Source organism: Flavobacterium sp. UBA7680 (genome assembly GCF_002482975.1).
Lineage (GTDB): Bacteria > Bacteroidota > Bacteroidia > Flavobacteriales > Flavobacteriaceae > Flavobacterium.
Window position 1 is genome coordinate 111,697 of the sequence record NZ_DLHA01000018.1, and the last position, 16,679, is coordinate 128,375.

Below are 16,679 nucleotides of genomic sequence, written 5' to 3' on the forward strand. Positions count from 1 at the left end.
TATTCCCATGTCAGCAAAACTTTCAACAATAACAACACAATACCGAAGATTCACAAAGAATCAGGTACTTACAGAAGGAAACCTTAATGAGGTAGTAGATTTTTTTGACGATCAGGATCGTTTATCCCGCATTTACCTGAGTGGCGTTGGTATAGTTTGCGGATTTTATCCAACTTATAACGCGGATCAAAAAACCATTTCGATAACGCAGGGAACTGGTGTGACTACTGATGGTGATCTTTTTAAATTATATCAGGCAGACGCATTAGGAAACAAAAAAATTGATTTTGATTCCAAAACCTATACGCACTGCAAAATTTATGATAATACAAAAGCCGCTTATAAACCATATTTTTATGATGGATCAAGCAAGCAATGGCCTCTTTTTGAGCTCTTGACAGAAGAGCAGCAAAAAAAAGAAAAAGACCCTTATTTTTCTTTAGCAGAATTTGCTGCGAATACAAAATTTGAGTTTGAAAAGGCCGTAATTCTTTTATATCTAGAGTCGTATGAAAAAGAATCTGACCTTTGCGTAAGTCTTTCGTGTGACAATCAAGGATTAGAAATTGTGGGCAATTATAAAGTTTTAATTGTCAGCCAAGACGTTGCCACAAAAATAATGGATTTTGACAGCATGATTGGCAAAATCAATTATTCTAATTTATACTATAATTTACCAGACCTAAAATCAAACAGAATTGTACTAAAAAAAGAAGATTTTGTCCATCTTGATGCTATAAAACAAACTTTTACCAAAGGAATTTTTAAAAACGATGTTGTTAAGAATTTGCAGGAAGGCTACAATAAGCTGCTGAAAGGCTTAAATATGCCAATAATTTCAGATGCTATTCAAAAAAAGATAGCCGAACTATTTAATTTTGAAGGAAACTCCGTGCTTCCTCAGGATTTTCAATACTTATATGATCTGCTTAACGATCTTGTAGATACTTATAACGAAACCAAAGCACTGCTGCTTACTATAGATGATAGTTATTGTTCTCCAGATATTAATGCTTTTCCAAAACACTTAATGCTGGGTGAATTAATAAAAACAGAACCTTGTTTTGAATTCCGCCATGCTTTTTATAAATCGCCTTTGCTTACAGGAGAAAGTCTGAGCACTTGTCCTGACTGTCTTGCAGATGATGAGGTTCCTAGTAAAGATTCAGAAAAAAAGAAAAAAGAAGAAAAAGAGGAAAAAGCAGATGAAATAAATATATGCTACGGCGAAGACACAGCAAAACAAAGAATATACAGTCTTATTTTGCGAAGTGCACAATTATTAGAAAACTACAATCCTTTATATGAGGACATAAAAATTACACCCTCTTTACAATTGGGTAAATTGGGCAAAAAAGCCATTCCGTTTTACAATAATGTAAACGATTCGCTTATTAATGCCTGGGATTTTGATAAAACCATTTTAGGATTGCAAAAAAACAATGTTAGTTATCATGATGATTTATTGAATACTAAAAAACCGCTCGAAATTCATCTTGATAGTGATTTTTATAGAATTGAAGGACATCAAGGTCGCAATTACAAAGAAGCACTAAAAGATATTCAACAAATTAGATTAGAAAACGGACTTGGATTTAATATAATGATCCTCGCAGTAAATGCTAATGAACTGGATAAAACGATCCAGAAGTTCACTGAATATTACCTCAACAAAAATCATGGTTATGAGCATAAAGCAGGCGTAGCTCCCGGAGGTACATTTATAATGATATATCTGGAAGAAAAAATACCTTATTATAATAAAAGCCGCAGACTATCTTTAACCGGTGATTTTGAAAAATTTGCCGAAGGCATCCCAATTTTAAATCCGGTTGTTGCTGATTTTTCGCTGCCGTATTTATGTTGTGACGAAAACAATATTGGACTTACTTTACCTGTAGATAAAATTTGTTTTGACAGCAAAACACCTCCTCTGCCTTTTAAAGTATCCCCAACTGGAGGTTATGTAAAAGCTAATGTTCGACCTGATCAAAATGGAGGGGTAACAGTAAATGAATATGGATTAGTTGTTTTTGATCCAAATTTAGTCAGTAAAGAATTAATAGGCCAAACCATAACATTTACAGTTAATAATTTTGATACTAAATGTGCCATAACAATTTTTGAAAAACCAAAATTCGATTTTGTTGCTGTTCCTTTAAAACCTTCAGGAGTTAACGAAACCATAGTTACTTTTACCGTAACCGGAGAAAATATTGAAGGCAATAAATATATCTGGGATTTTGGGGATAAAACCACTCTTGTTGCAGATGATAAAACAGAAATAAAACACACCTACAAGTATAATAGTGAATCGCAAAAAAAATTCACATTTTATGTTACTCTTAATGCAGATAATGGTAACTGCGGATTTCAAGTTAGTCATCCTGTGAGTTTTGAAATCGAAGACCCAAAAGTACTGGTAGATGGAAAATTGGTAAACAAAATATCTTTTTGCAGAAACGATAAACCGGTGATCCTTACCCTTGAACCAAATATAAAAGGAGCCGTTATTTCTGGAGAAGGAATTGTAACAACAAGAGGAGGAGTTCAGTTTAATCCGGCTGGTGTTCCTTCGGGTGTAACAAGCGTAACGATTTTGATCGACGGCAAACCATCTAATCTTGTAATTTCACTTTTAGATCTGGCTACTGCAAGTTTTGCTTTTGTTATCGATCCATTGGGAAATCTAACCTTAACCAACAACTCTGTAAATGCCGCAACTTACACTTGGCAAATTGATAAGGAAATAATAAGTACGGATAAAAAAGATCCAATAATAAAGCAAGTTTCTTCATTTAATGCACCTTCTATTTTCGTTGCATTGACTGCCGAAGGCAAATGTGGCTCAGTAACCGATGGTCCAAAATTAATTGAGTTTAAAAAAGTGCCTGAAGTAAATATATGTCTTGACAATGCCGATTTATTTGTGAAAGAGGCAATTGAAACGACTACCAATTTAAGAGAAACTTCCGATATAAATAAATTCAATAAGGAAACGGTTAACTTCATTTCTGATACTGAAAGCAGATTTCTTGATGTTCAAAAAGATCTTCCGAGTTACATCAACGGTAAGTCAAATGCTAAAATATCCGGATTGTTCACACAGGAATATTTCAATTCTATATCTACGGTTGTTGCTGCTGCCATTAGACTTCAAAATTTAAATCAGATTGCTGCGGTACAAACACTTATAAAATTAAATACTTCATTGTATTACACTATTTTAAGATGTCAGGATCCGGAAACGCTTAAGGCTTCTGAAAAACAAATTTTCCCGGCAGGATTACTTTTTAATAATTTATTTAAAAGTTTCGTAGAAATAAAATTCAATGCAGATAAAGACGGATCATTGAAAGACTTTTTAGCAAGCATGCTAAAAGTATTCCCAAAAGTCGATTTTATACTGTCTAATTTAAATATACAAATAGGAGACATTACATCTGATGGTAAATTCAAATAAACATATAATCAATAAAGTTTTCCTTGAGATAAATACCAATTCTAAAGAAAAGGGATATTATCTCAAGGACAATATTGATGCGTTTTTACAAAAGGAAATATTCTCGTTTTTAGAAAATTATTTTAATGTATTAGATTCGAAAAATCCTTCACACAGTATACAATTAGACAAACTCAACCTTGATATTTCCATCAATCAAAATTTGGATTTTGAAGATTTTAAAGGGCAAATCCTAAACAAAATCACAAAACAAGTTGAAGAAGTTTTTGAAAAAAAAGATGCAAATATAGAAGGCTATAAACTCATCAAACCACAAGAAAAAGAAATAGAAAGCTTTTTTCATTTCTTGGAAACTGGCACAAATGTCTGGTGGACAACTTTAAATCCTGATTTTAAAATAGTAGATGACACCACATTTGATGAAATCCTAAATGATGAAACCTTTTCTTTTAAGTGGACAAATGCAGTACAAAAACCTATTGTAAGAACAAGGTTTATCAAACAATTTAGTGACAGCCAAATTGTAACCATTATTAAAAAAGGAATATTGCTTAAAAAAAACAGCGCTAATAACAGTTCCAAAATAATCAGGATTGAGGAAATAAAAAAACACATTGAAACCCGTAATGCAAAAAATAAATTGATCCCGAATCAAAGGTTTTTAATGTGGGAAATAGTTGTTTTAAGCCTTTTGGAAACAAAAAATACAATTGTAAAACAAAAGCTTTCCAGATTGATTTGCAGTGTATTTGAATTTCATAAAAAAAGCAACTTTTTAGAACACAAAGCACTTTTTCTAAAAGAAATTGAAAATCAGATACAGAGCCAAAACGAACTGGAATTACTGGCCAATCTTGATGCTGTTGTTTTGATTATCGAAAAAAAATTAGACAATATTATTTTAAAAGAAAAAGAAACAGGAAAAGAAACTTTCCTCAAAAACCAAGCTTCAATAAAAACGGAGAAAGAGATAGAAAAAGAGATAGAAAAAGAGATAGAAAAGAAGACAGAAATAGAAACTGAAACAAAAATAGAATCAGAAAAAATTCAGGAAAATAATGAAAAGTCATCGCCTGATTCGGATTTGATTTTGTCAAAAAACAAAGAGGCAAATGTTCAAAGCGACGATAAAAATATCGAAGCCTTATCCAATAATTCAAAAGAAAAAACTCCGGATAATCACGAAGAAGTAATTGATAAAAAAGAGCTTTCTTTTGAAAAAAAAGAAAAAGAACAAGAAATATTAGCTACAGATATTAGCGAATTATATCTTGACAATGCAGGTTTAGTCATGATTCATCCCTTTTTGAAATCTCTTTTTGACAATTGCAAACTGCTCAATAAAGACAATACTATAAATAATCCCGAAGTTGCCACGCACCTTTTGCATTACATCGCCACAGGAAAAGAACAGGATTATGAAAACGCTATGGCTTTCGAAAAATTCTTATGCAATATTCCAATAGCCCAACCTATTGAAAGAAACATTGTACTCTCTGAAGAAATGAAAAAAGAAGTAGAAGCAATGCTGCAAGCGGTTTTAAGCAATTGGGATATAATGAAAACATCATCGGCAGAATTGCTGCAAAACGAATTTTTGCAACGCCCCGGAAAACTGAACATTAATGGAGACGACAGTCCTGTAATAATTATAGAACGAAAAACACAAGATATTTTATTAGACAAATTAAGCTGGAATTTGAGCATTATAAAATTGGCCTGGAAAAAACGAATCATATATGTTAACTGGTAAAAATTAAAAGTATGAATATTGAGAATACCTCTTTTTTAGAATACGATAAAAAAAATATTTTTATTGAACAGCAAAAAGCGTTAGGATTTGTATTCGATAATCTTGATTTGTCGAAAATAGCCTTTTGTGGAGGAATCGCAGATTATTTGAACCTTCGTCAGTACTATCAAATGCGCGTAAATGATTTGGATATAATGTATGAAAACGAAGAAGATTTAAACCCAATTAAGCATAAAATTGACATAAAGAGATACACCTCTAAATTTTACAGAACCAAAAACGGAGAAACACTGGTTTATAAATTCAAAATTTATGACAAGGAAATAAATGTAGATAATTTCCCAAATGATTTTTCGAAATTAAGCCTTACGCAATCACCTCTTTTGGGCAAAATGGTATGGCACTCCTCATTTAATGAAATGAAAAAATTTCATAACCATGAGATACATCTAAAAACCTCTAAAATAGCAGGAATAAATTACGAATGGAGACGATTATATAAACACAGCCGAAAAGCTTCTCTGTACAACAATGTAACTTTTCTGGAAGAGAAAAACTTAATTCATACTATTAAAAAAAATATTTTATGAAGGAAGAGCCTAGAATAATTTACAGTTTAGATGCATTTCCTGTTAGTAATAATCGATGGAATCAAGGGAATAAATTTAAAGAAACGATTTATTCGACTGCATTAAGTATACTATACAGCCATTTATGGTATCAGGATATCGAACTTTATGCTGATGACACAGCGTATAAGTTTCTTTATATGCTTCCCTGCAGAGTTACTAAAATTAACAGCAATAAAGACAAAGTTATTTGGATGAAATCGAAAATTGATGTGATGGAAAAACAAACCAAACCTTTTGTGCATCTTGACAATGATGTCTTCATAAAGAAAAAAATAAATTTTGATTTTGATAAGGTAATTGTTGAACAAAACGATTACGAATTATACGGCATGTACCAATACCGTGTAGATTTTTTTAATAAATATACCCAAAATTTAGACCATTGGAAACCAGATTTAGGATATGCATTTAACTGTGGTGTATTAGGTTTTAGAGACTTGGAACTTCGGGACCAGTTTTTAAAAGTTTTTTATGATTTAGAAGAAATTTTCATAAAAAATCATAATCCAAAAATAGCAAAAATAGAACCCTGCATTGTTTTAGAACAATATAATCTTGCGTCATTATTAGCTCATCATAATATTAAACCAACATTATTGCTGTGGAAAAAAACCTTGTTCGAAAATTTCCAGCTGGCAGATAAAATGGGTTATTCACACATTGTAGGTCAAAAAAAATACAGGAATGACATTGTTCAGGAAATAGAAAACAGGCTTTCTAAACTGTTTCCGTATTGGTATAAAGAAGTAAAAAGTGCATTAGAGAAAGAAGGTATTTTTTAAAAAACTATAAATAGCTGTATATGAAACAAACACACAAGATCATTTATAGCCTTGATGTACTTCCTATTATGAATAACAGATGGGATATGGGAGACAAACTAAAGGAAACCATCTACATGACTGCTCTAAGTATATTATACAGTCATATGTGGTATGATGAAATTGAACTTTATGTAGACGAAATAGGCTTTAAGTTCCTGTATATGCTTCCTTGTGCTGTTACCAAAGTGAATAATGACAATAGAATTGAACTTTGGATGAAATCTAAAATTAATGCTATGGAACAGCAGACAAAACCATTTGTTCACGTAGACACTGACATATTTATAAAGAAAAAAATAGATTTTAGTTTTAATGATGTAATAGTAGAACGCAAAGAAGATACTTATGAAGTTCATTATAAGAAGCAGGTAGAATTTTTTAATAAATACACCAATAATTTAGCTTATTGGCATCCCAATTTAGGCTATTCCTATAATTGCGGCATATTTGGTTTTAACAATCTCAGGCTCCGCGATGAATTTATAAAAAGCTATTATGATTTGGAGAAAATATATCTTGAAAATCAAAAAAGCTTTACCGTATTGAAAGAAGAAGGTTATGAAACCTGCATTTTAATAGAACAATATACGCTTGCATCGTTATTGAACTATAAAAACAATAATCCTACAATACTATTAAAAGGAGAAAACATAACAGAGCAAGGAAAATATGCCGATACTATTGGGTATTCTCATTTTTTTGGAATGAAAAAATATGAAAAATATGTTGTTGATGAAATTGAACTTCGGCTCTCTAAAATATTTCCGTATTGGTATATGCAAATAAAAAGCGCATTAGAGAAAGAAGATGTTATCGCGAATAATCCGCAGTTTGTTTAGTCAAACAAATTATTAACCAAAAATGGTAAAATAATATATCATGAGAGAATTTGAACACAAAAAAATAGCTACCCCCTCACCTTCTCCTTTTTTTGGACCAAAAATTCAAAAAAAGCTAACCACAGGCACTGTAGGAGACAAATACGAAACAGAAGCAGATAATGTTGCTGATAAAGTCGTGAACAAACGCAAAACGGGAGGACTCTTGCAATCAAGAAGTGAAGAAGCTATTCAGCAAAAACCTATTTCAGAAACCATTTCAACAGTTCAAAAACAAGATTTGGCGCAAGAAAAGCCTTTGCAAAAAAAGGGAAAGGAAAAAGAAGAAGACAAAAAAGTGCAAAAGAAATCCGATAAGGAAGAAGATAAAAAAGTACAGAAAAAAGGAGAAAAAGAGGAAGACAAGAAAGTACAAAAGAAATCCGACAAGGAAGAAGACAAAAAAGTACAGAAAAAAGGAGAAAAAGAGGAAGACAAGAAAGTACAAAAGAAATCCGATAAGGAAGAAGATAAAAAAGTACAGAAAAAGGGAGAAAAAGAGGAAGACAAGAAAGTACAAAAAAAATGTGCCGAATGCGAGGGCGAAGACAAAAACGTTCAGAAAAAAGATAAAAAAGAAGAAGAAAAACCGGTTCAAAAGAAAGAACAAAATTCAGAAACTGAAATTCAGAACAATGCCTTAGAAAGAAAACTCGACAGCTCAAAAGGAAGCGGAACCGGATTAGACAAAAAAACCAAAAAAGAAATGGAATCTGGTTTTGGCTCTGATTTCAGTAATGTAAAAATCCATACCGATGCCAGTGCTGTTCAAATGAGTCAGGAATTAGGCGCGCAGGCTTTTACCAATGGTAATCATGTTTACTTTAATGAAGGAAAATACAATCCAAGTTCTCAGGAAGGAAAACATTTGCTCGCACACGAATTAACACATACGGTGCAGCAAACCGGAGCCAAACAAAAATCAGGAACAATACAAAAATCATCTATTGAAAACCATCCTGAAGATTTACAAGCAGAGAGACCCCAAAATCCACAGTTTAAAGGCAACCCTCCGCTTGAAAAAGCTAATGATAATCAAATGCTGATCTCTACTGGTCAAAAAGGGAATTATGTTGCGGAATTGCAGCAGGGGTTGTTGGAAGCTGGTCAAAGTTTACCAAAATTTGGAGCAGACGGAGATTTTGGAAGCGAAACACGAAATGCGGTAATCGGTTTTCAAACAGATAACAATTTGAATAAAATTGACGGTCTTGTTGGCCCGGAAACTATAGGAGCGTTAGACAATGTACTGGTGGCAGAAAAAGGAGGCAAAAAAGAACCTCCGCCATGCAGCAGGAAAGATTTCGTTGCTATTCTTGGAGGTACATTCACTAATCAAATATCAGGTACTTTTTTTGCGGAAGAAGGATGCGAGAATCGTTTAAAAATCGTCGCACAAGATTTACATGATAATTCAGAAACAGGCGGCTGCAATGCGTTTGACGTACATGTAGATGGAAAATTACGAGATACAATTAATCCAACAACAAAAAAGAAAACAACTTTCGTTTCATTGCCCGGTTTAAAAAAAGGAAAACATACAATCTCTTTAACAATTCCTCCATTTTGCAACGCACAAATAAAAGCATCTGTATCAATTAAATAAAATTTATTCATGCCAGTTTTAACCAAAAAAACAAATACGAATCCTTCGCACTCCGCGTCACACCATGACAAGGGGAAGGAATCTTTTTTTGGGGTACAGGCAAAATTGAATATAGGAAAATCTAACGATAAATTTGAGGCTGAAGCCGATAGAGTCGCAGACAAAGTAGTTGCCAATAAACAAACAGCAAAGACAGACAGTTTCTTTTCGCCATCGCCCGTAATGCAAAAGAAATTAGCGGGTGATGTTCAAAAACAAGAAGAGCAAAACAAAGAAATTCAGCAAAAAACGGCACCCGAAACCATAACGCCTGTGGGACAGTTAAATGTTGAATCAATCCAAAATAAACTCGATACAAGAATACCAGAAAAACGAGAAATCAATCCGGCTTTTTCTTCAAAAACGTTAATTCAACATAAACTCGAAGATAAAATCCAGAAAAAAGAGGAAACAATTCAGAATAAGACAGAAGTCAAAAAAACAGAACCTACCTCAAAAACAAACAAGATTTCACTCAAACCTTTAATCCAAAATAAAGGCGAAGAAGAAAATGTACAGCAGAAAAAAGAAGAAGAAAAACAAACTAAAGACGAGGATAAACAAATACAAAAAAGTCCTGCTGGCGATGCCAATCCTAGCGACAACTCAAATTTAGAATCTAATTTAAACAGCAGTAAAGGTGGAGGTTCTCCACTATCCGGAAAAGTAAAAACCGAAATGGAATCCGGCATTGGAGCCGATTTCAGCAATGTCCGTATACACAATGACTCTAATGCTGTTCAAATGAATAAGCAATTGGGAGCGCAGGCTTTTGCAACCGGAAATAATATTTATTTTAACGAAGGAAAATACAATCCAAATTCGAAAGATGGCAAGCATTTACTCGCCCACGAATTAACACATACCGTACAGCAGGGAGCTGCTATTAGAAAAAAACCTGAACCTACTATATCCCCTGCTCCCGAAATGGTTCAGGGTTCGTTCCTCGATTTAGTTCCAGACTGGATCATCAATGAGGCGCGACACGTTCCGGGTTACACTCTTTTCACCGTTATTATTGGTTACGATCCGCTGCGACAAGTTGATGTAGAACGAACTCCAATTAATCTCGTTGAAGGCTTAATGGGTCTTGTTCCTTTTGGAACTGCCATATTCGACAAGCTTCAGGAATACGGAATTTTGCAGCAAGTTTTTGACTGGGTAGAAGGAAAATTAAGCGAACTCGGATTAACAATCGACAGTATTTTAGATTTAGTTGAAGAGGTTTGGGACGAAATTTCATTTCCTTATACTGGTATAATTGATTTAGTTACTGAAAAATTTAATGAAGTAGTTAACAGAATAACTTCTTTTGTAAGTGCAACTGTAGATCAAGTAATTACCTGGATAAAAGAAGCCTTGATTGGTGTAGCAGAACCTATACTGGCAGAAAACAAAGCTTGGTCATTAATCAAAAAAATAATCAAATACGACCCGTTACGCGATGAAGCTGTCAATGCAACAACGGTCGAAATATTAGAAGATTTCTTAATACTGATAGACAAGCAAACAGAGCTTGAGCAAATGCGTGAAAAAGGCACGCTGCAAAAAACTGCCGATTGGCTTGACACTCAGGTTGGAACTTTCAATTCGTTATTAGGCGAACTTCGCGGACTCATAACCGCAGTCTGGGATGCTATTCAGCCGGCAAATTTGGTCAATATTGCTGATAATCTTTCAGCACTTGCAACCCAAGCTGGAGGATTCCTGCAACGAGTTTGGGATTTTGCCTCAGGCGTAGCGCTAAAAGTATTAGAACTTGTTAAGGAGTCATTATTAGGATGGCTGTCTTCTCAAGCCGCAACTGTAAGAGGTTATTCGCTTGTTAAAGTAATTATTGGAAGAGATCCTTTTACACAAGAAGCTGTACCTCGCACAGTTCCAAATCTAATACGAGGTTTTATGAGCCTCATGGATGGCGGAGAAGAACAATATGCACAAATGGTTGAATCTGGTGCAATAGCCAGAATTGTAGGCGAAATTGAAGCCGCAGTAGCGACGCTCAACATGACGCCGGAATCTATAATACAGCTGTTTACTGATATTTGGGATTCTATGAGTATCAATGACCTCATCCATCCTATAGATGCTTTCTTGAGAATCATTGATAAATTTGGAGAACCTATAGGACGATTAATTGCTTTTGTGGCAGAAATTATTCGAATCGTCATTATAGCTATTCTCGAAATTATGAATTTCCCATTTGACCTCATCGGAAATATCATTACAAGAGCATTAGAAGCTATTGATGACATTAAAAAAGATCCAATTGGTTTCTTAAAAAATATACTGCGAGCGCTTAAACAAGGATTTATACAATTCTTTGACAATATTGTAACCCATTTAATAAATGGTGTAACAGGCTGGCTAATGAGCGAGTTAAAAGATGCCAATATTCCGGTACTTACTGATTTCTCATTGCAAGGTGTTATTACCTGGGTAATGGAAGTGTTGAATATCTCGATGGAAAAAATCTGGGAAAAACTAGCCGCTCACCCTCGCATTGGACCTGCAAGAGTTGCCAGAATCCGCAGCATGATTAATACACTTGAAGGTATTTGGACATTTATTAAAGATGTTCAGGAACGCGGTATGGCTGCGATTTGGGATAAAATACAAGAACAGCTCAGTAATTTGTGGAATACTGTTCTAGATGCTGTGAAAAACTTTGTCATGGAACGCATCGTGAACAGAATAACCGCAAGGTTGTTGAGTATGTTAGACCCAACCGGAATCATGGCAGTCATAAACGGTGCAATGGCGTTCTTTAATGCGATACAAAGTTTTATAAAATACTTACGTGAAATGCTCGAAGTTGTCAATTCGTTTGTCAACGGTGTAGCTGATTTAGCCCGAGGCAATGTCGCCACAGCCGCAGATTATCTCGAAAGAACTATGGGACAAGCTATGCCGGTTGTGATAGGTTTCTTAGCAAATCAGGTTGGCTTAACCGGAATTGGGGCAAGAATTGGCGAAATGATTATTTCTGTACAACAAATGGTTGATGAAGCGCTTACATGGCTAGTGAATAAAGCTGTGGATACGGGAATGGCTTTGTTAGACAGAGTAATGGGAAGAAGCGAACCGGAAGCAGCAACAGCGGGCGGTCCAATTGCGGGAGCTTTAGCTGAAATTGATAGTGAAGCGGAGAAAGAAAAAGACGAAGGTCAGATAACTGCCGAAGAAGCGCAGGCAATAAAAGATAAGGTTAATAGCGATAATGCTTCGGTTATTAATATATCCTCTGTAACTGATGGTGATGAAAACTGGGATTTTAATTATGTACAAATGAGTAAAAAATCAGTACCAAAAGGAGGCAGTAAATTCTATGATGTTGATCCAGCAGGCAAAAGAACTCTTAAGCCTAAATATCAAAACAGCAGAAAAATCCGAACACGTTTTTATTATTCTAATCGGGCATATAGCACCGCTGCTCAAAATAAAAGAGATCAAATTTTAGAATCTAAGACTGATCCGAATGATCCGAACAGATGGATTGAAAATCGTCCAAGCGGACCTGTCAGTCTTGTTAAAAGCGATGTTACTATTGCACATGATCCACAAGTCGTAGATCATTGGAATAATATGAATGGTAATAATACAAACCAGGAAACAAGACGCAATTGGTTTACTTTTGAAGGTCGAATCAATGAACTTAAAATTGAAAGTCGTGCGGAAAATTCAAGAAATCAATCCGGGGCGCAATACACGCCTGACGTTGGCGCTAACTTTCAAGGGCCAAATGATACAGTTTAAGATAATTAAAAATTTAAAAAACAAACAACATGGATTTAGACCCTACATACACGCTTTGGCATCCGGCATTAATCACTAAAAACGGTCAAAGTCAAATTGGTATAAATGTAACTCCGGGTGCATATGATAAAATGCCTTCTGGCCCTAAATCTTTTTTTGAAAATTTATTAGACGAAATTGGATTAAAAGCAGCTGTAGAAAGCTGGGAAATATTAACTTATCGATCTAACTATCAAGGATTAAGAGATAAAAAATCAGACTGGATGGAGAAATGGCCAATAAACTGGCGTATTAAAATCACTTTAGTTGATACAATAAAAGACCTTTCTTTTGTTGGTAATGAATATTTTGAATCTTATGCATATTCCAGTGATCCAGCATATCATCTTCATGACAAAGAAAAAATAGAGAAAACAGCATGCTTAATTATTTCTGATTTTAATGACAATGCTGATCTTATAAAAGCTAAAAATAAAATTGAGAGTTCTGAATTGTTGAAAGAAATGAGAACATCACTCAACATAGTACAAATACCTAACTTTTATGTAGTAAATATTGGAAACACATTTTTCCAGTTACAAATATTTTTAGGAGAATTTCCAGATTCCTTTTATTCAGAAGGAGCAGCATATGCCAAAGCGATTGAAAAAATTTGCTCAAAAGAAGGTGGCATAACTTCATTTGAAAAGCGTACCGATGAATGGGACGAATGGGACAAGTTATATGAATAAATAAAAAGCAATTGAGTAAACTATTAAAATGGAAAATGTATTCACTTATCTAAAAAAACAATTCGTATTTCAGCTTGACAACCTTTTTCAGGCCGAAAATCCAATGGGAAAGCCCGTTTTACAACAAATCAGCTCAAACGGGTTTATAAACGAATTCATAATCGAAAATAACCTGGCAGAAATAGATATTCTTTTGTTAGGACTCGCTCTTGTTCCTCATATGAAACCCGATTTTTTAAGTTCGGTTATTGCCGAATATTTACCGAATGGCGGTGAATTACCGGAATTTGGCGGAATAAAAACCAAAAACCATCGCGGAATTTTACCAACTGGTGAAACGGCTCAGTTTTTAATTGCGGGAAATGATCTCGATAACCGAATTTCATTTTATGATTATCTTCATAATCAGTCTTTTCTTTATCAAAAAAGAATCATCAAAATAGAAGCTGTTCCAAATGGCGAACCTAAATTGAGTGGTTTATTGATTTTAGAAGATGAATACATCGAGAAATTCATTACCGGAAAAATTCTAAAACCACAGCTTAGCAGTATTTTCCCTGCGCAATTAATCGAAACCCAATTAGACTGGGACGATTTGGTTCTCAATTCTTCTACTTTAAATCAAATTAAAGAAATAGAAACGTGGCTTAAATTCAACGATATTTTACTTCATGAATGGAATATGAAATCTAAGATAAAACCCGGTTTTAGAGTCATGTTTTACGGTGCGCCGGGAACTGGAAAAACGCTTACAGCTTCGCTTTTAGGAAAATATACCCAAAGAGATGTTTATAGAATTGATTTGTCGATGGTGATTTCGAAATACATTGGTGAAACCGAAAAAAACCTGTCTTCTCTTTTTGATAAAGCGACAGATAAAGACTGGATTCTGTTTTTTGATGAAGCCGATGCCGTTTTCGGAAAAAGAACAAATGTTCGGGATGCACACGATAAATATGCTAATCAGGAAGTTTCGTATTTGTTACAACGCATCGAAAATCATCCGGGATTGGTTATTCTGGCTTCTAATTTTAAAACCAATATTGATACCGCTTTTACCCGAAGATTTCAATCTATAATTGAGTTTGAAGTTCCTTCTTACGGCGAACGTTTAAAACTGTGGCAAAATAATCTGCCAAAAGGAATTAAGATTGCGGAAGATGTAAATCTTAGCGAACTTTCAAAAAAATACGATATTACGGGCGCCAATATTGTAAATATCATTCAATATGCCTGCCTGAGAACTTTAGAAGATCGAAACAAAAGCATCAACCTGAATCATTTGCTTCAGGGAATTAAAAAGGAATATGCTAAAGAAGGGAAAATGATGTAGTTATCATTCAATAGTAGTATATTCTTTTGTCATAACTACTTTACCATTGACTACTTTTTCATAATTATTTTTATAACGTGAAACCGAATCGTTTTCACTAACGTCTGATTTAGTTATAATTTCAGAATATTTTATTGTACCGTTTTTATTAAAATAATGCTTTTTTCTAATTTCATTCTCTATAGTAAATGAACTTGTCGAAAGTTTTCTATTAACCTTATCTACTTCTTCTATTGTATTATCTGACAGCTCTTCTGAAAATTCAAATGATTTTGTTTTTTTGTTAAACAAATATATGTTCACCAAATCTGTCATGGCAGTACTTCCGCTGCTTGTGATCAAAAAATCTTTAAAACCATCAAAATTTAAATCCTGAAAATGTTCGTTAAAATAATCTTCTGCATTAACATCATTTCCCGATTTAAAATAATCAGAATAGCTTAATAAAATTCTTTGTGTTTTATAGTCTCTTAATTCTATTGTAATTGCTCCAGAAACAGAATCAATTTGTTTCCAGTTACATTTTATATTATTAAGGTTAAAAGGCGTACTTACTTTTACAGAAGTATATATTTTAGTTGGAGAAAGTTCTTTTACCGAAACCTCCTTTTTACTCCCTTTTTTTAAAGAAACATTTTCTGCCGTATTTCTGCAGCTCATTAAAACTAAAATAATAAATATCGAAATAAGGTTTTTCATTTTTTAGATGTTTTTAGAACTGAATCTAACGATGTTATTAAATTCTAGCAACTTGTAGGTGCATAAAAGACAATGAATTTTTCAACTATCTCGTTTGTTTTACTATTCTTTGCTCTAATTTTATAAATGTATCTTGTTGTAAAAAAGCTGGTTTTTATTTTATCAAGAGATTCAATATTCCGGATTTCATCTAACCATTCAGGTCCGCAATGTTTCCCAACAGCAATTTTAAGCTCATCAATAGTAAAATCTATTGGGCGGTCTTTTCTATCATCAATCATAGGAAGCTGTAAATCGTTTCTATTGACTTTAAATTTAATCCATTCAGAAGTGTAGGTTTTCCAACCTTCTATAAGGCAAAACGGCACACCAACTTCTCGTTCTGTTTCTATTCCCACGTTTATTTCAAATTGTCCATACAATTCTATTTCATCAAACCCAGCTTGTTCAATTTTAAATGATCTTTCAAGAGAGTAACCCGGATCAAGATAAAAAATGGCTGTATCTTGTTTGGTTTCATAAATATTATCGGTTTCTTTATTTTCATCTCTCCAGCTTGTATCATCGTCTCTCATTGAAATCGTTAAATCAGAAAATTTAATAGTAAGATTTGCTATTAAGTCATTTACTTTTTCTCCAGCCGATACAAAATTTTCTTCCTTTTTGCTTACAATCTCTTTTTTATCCGGTTTTTCACTTAGCTCCTTTTTATTTTCTTGACAAGAGAATAACAGCATACTTATTATTAAAATTTGGAGCGTAATTTTCATAAAGGGAATGATTATTTTTTTAATGGTAATAATGAAGTTTGTATTAATTCTTAATACTTCAAATATATTCTTATTTCAGAAAAAGAATTAAAAATCAAGAAACTTTTATCAAAATCATAATTCATAAAAGAAAAAAGGGATGAATAAATTATTCATCCCTTTTAAAATCATATAATAATTTTAATGCAAAAACTA

11 protein-coding genes are annotated in these 16,679 nt (G+C 33.5%); 9 read left to right on the plus strand and 2 right to left on the minus strand.

Translation table 11 applies throughout. The features are described 5' to 3' along the window. The first annotated feature begins 7 nt into the window (after window positions 1–7). Genes B3C18_RS04745 through B3C18_RS04785 form a run of 9 tightly spaced genes read left to right on the plus strand, consistent with a single transcriptional unit; the run spans window position 8 to window position 15,015 of the window. On the plus strand, window positions 8–3,463 hold the full coding sequence (locus B3C18_RS04745) for a hypothetical protein (RefSeq protein WP_291143211.1): 3,456 nt from the start codon (window positions 8–10) through the stop codon (window positions 3,461–3,463). Then, on the plus strand, window positions 3,447–5,216 hold the full coding sequence (locus tag B3C18_RS04750; RefSeq protein ID WP_291143213.1) for a contractile injection system tape measure protein: 1,770 nt from the start codon (window positions 3,447–3,449) through the stop codon (window positions 5,214–5,216). Before B3C18_RS04745 ends, B3C18_RS04750 begins: the two co-directional genes overlap by 17 nt. Before the next feature lie 11 nt (window positions 5,217–5,227). Beyond that, on the plus strand, window positions 5,228–5,806 hold the full coding sequence (locus B3C18_RS04755; RefSeq protein ID WP_291143216.1) for a hypothetical protein: 579 nt from the start codon (window positions 5,228–5,230) through the stop codon (window positions 5,804–5,806). Further along, on the plus strand, window positions 5,803–6,630 hold the full coding sequence (locus B3C18_RS04760) for a DUF6734 family protein (RefSeq protein ID WP_291143219.1): 828 nt from the start codon (window positions 5,803–5,805) through the stop codon (window positions 6,628–6,630). Before B3C18_RS04755 ends, B3C18_RS04760 begins: the two co-directional genes overlap by 4 nt. A 20-nt stretch (window positions 6,631–6,650) precedes the next feature. Then, complete coding sequence (locus B3C18_RS04765) at window positions 6,651–7,511, plus strand: DUF6734 family protein (RefSeq protein WP_291143221.1); 861 nt, start codon at window positions 6,651–6,653, stop codon at window positions 7,509–7,511. A gap of 40 nt (window positions 7,512–7,551) precedes the next feature. Beyond that, complete coding sequence (locus B3C18_RS04770; protein WP_291143223.1) at window positions 7,552–9,156, plus strand: eCIS core domain-containing protein; 1,605 nt, start codon at window positions 7,552–7,554, stop codon at window positions 9,154–9,156. A 9-nt stretch (window positions 9,157–9,165) separates the two neighbouring features. After that, window positions 9,166–12,951 carry an eCIS core domain-containing protein gene (locus tag B3C18_RS04775; protein ID WP_291143226.1) on the plus strand — a complete coding sequence of 1,262 codons (3,786 nt, stop codon included), beginning with the start codon at window positions 9,166–9,168 and terminating at the stop codon, window positions 12,949–12,951. Window positions 12,952–12,980: 29 nt separating this feature from the next. Continuing rightward, entirely contained in the window at window positions 12,981–13,682 is a 702-nt protein-coding gene (locus B3C18_RS04780; protein ID WP_291143229.1) for a hypothetical protein, read from the plus strand. A gap of 28 nt (window positions 13,683–13,710) precedes the next feature. After that, a complete protein-coding gene (locus B3C18_RS04785) occupies window positions 13,711–15,015 on the plus strand; it encodes an ATP-binding protein (protein ID WP_291143232.1) in 1,305 nt (434 codons plus the stop codon). 3 nt (window positions 15,016–15,018) lie between these two features. On the opposite strand, the gene B3C18_RS04790 is transcribed toward B3C18_RS04785, so the two are convergent. Both B3C18_RS04790 and B3C18_RS04795 read right to left on the minus strand, forming a co-directional pair. Then, complete coding sequence (locus B3C18_RS04790; protein WP_291143235.1) at window positions 15,019–15,714, minus strand: XAC2610-related protein; 696 nt, start codon at window positions 15,712–15,714, stop codon at window positions 15,019–15,021. A 44-nt stretch (window positions 15,715–15,758) separates the two neighbouring features. Next, the gene (locus B3C18_RS04795) at window positions 15,759–16,484 is read right to left on the minus strand and encodes a hypothetical protein (RefSeq protein WP_291143238.1); all 726 of its coding nucleotides are present in this window, start codon (window positions 16,482–16,484) and stop codon (window positions 15,759–15,761) included. Window positions 16,485–16,679 lie beyond the last annotated feature (195 nt).

Coding starts and splice junctions, on each gene's coding strand:
- B3C18_RS04765 (WP_291143221.1), top strand. CDS start 6,651: ATGAAACAAACACACAAGATCATTTATAGCCTTGATGTACTTCCTATT.
- B3C18_RS04755 (WP_291143216.1), top strand. CDS start 5,228: ATGAATATTGAGAATACCTCTTTTTTAGAATACGATAAAAAAAATATT.
- B3C18_RS04790 (WP_291143235.1), bottom strand. CDS start 15,714: ATGAAAAACCTTATTTCGATATTTATTATTTTAGTTTTAATGAGCTGC.
- B3C18_RS04750 (WP_291143213.1), top strand. CDS start 3,447: ATGGTAAATTCAAATAAACATATAATCAATAAAGTTTTCCTTGAGATA.
- B3C18_RS04760 (WP_291143219.1), top strand. CDS start 5,803: ATGAAGGAAGAGCCTAGAATAATTTACAGTTTAGATGCATTTCCTGTT.
- B3C18_RS04780 (WP_291143229.1), top strand. CDS start 12,981: ATGGATTTAGACCCTACATACACGCTTTGGCATCCGGCATTAATCACT.
- B3C18_RS04775 (WP_291143226.1), top strand. CDS start 9,166: ATGCCAGTTTTAACCAAAAAAACAAATACGAATCCTTCGCACTCCGCG.
- B3C18_RS04785 (WP_291143232.1), top strand. CDS start 13,711: ATGGAAAATGTATTCACTTATCTAAAAAAACAATTCGTATTTCAGCTT.
- B3C18_RS04770 (WP_291143223.1), top strand. CDS start 7,552: ATGAGAGAATTTGAACACAAAAAAATAGCTACCCCCTCACCTTCTCCT.
- B3C18_RS04745 (WP_291143211.1), top strand. CDS start 8: ATGTCAGCAAAACTTTCAACAATAACAACACAATACCGAAGATTCACA.
- B3C18_RS04795 (WP_291143238.1), bottom strand. CDS start 16,484: ATGAAAATTACGCTCCAAATTTTAATAATAAGTATGCTGTTATTCTCT.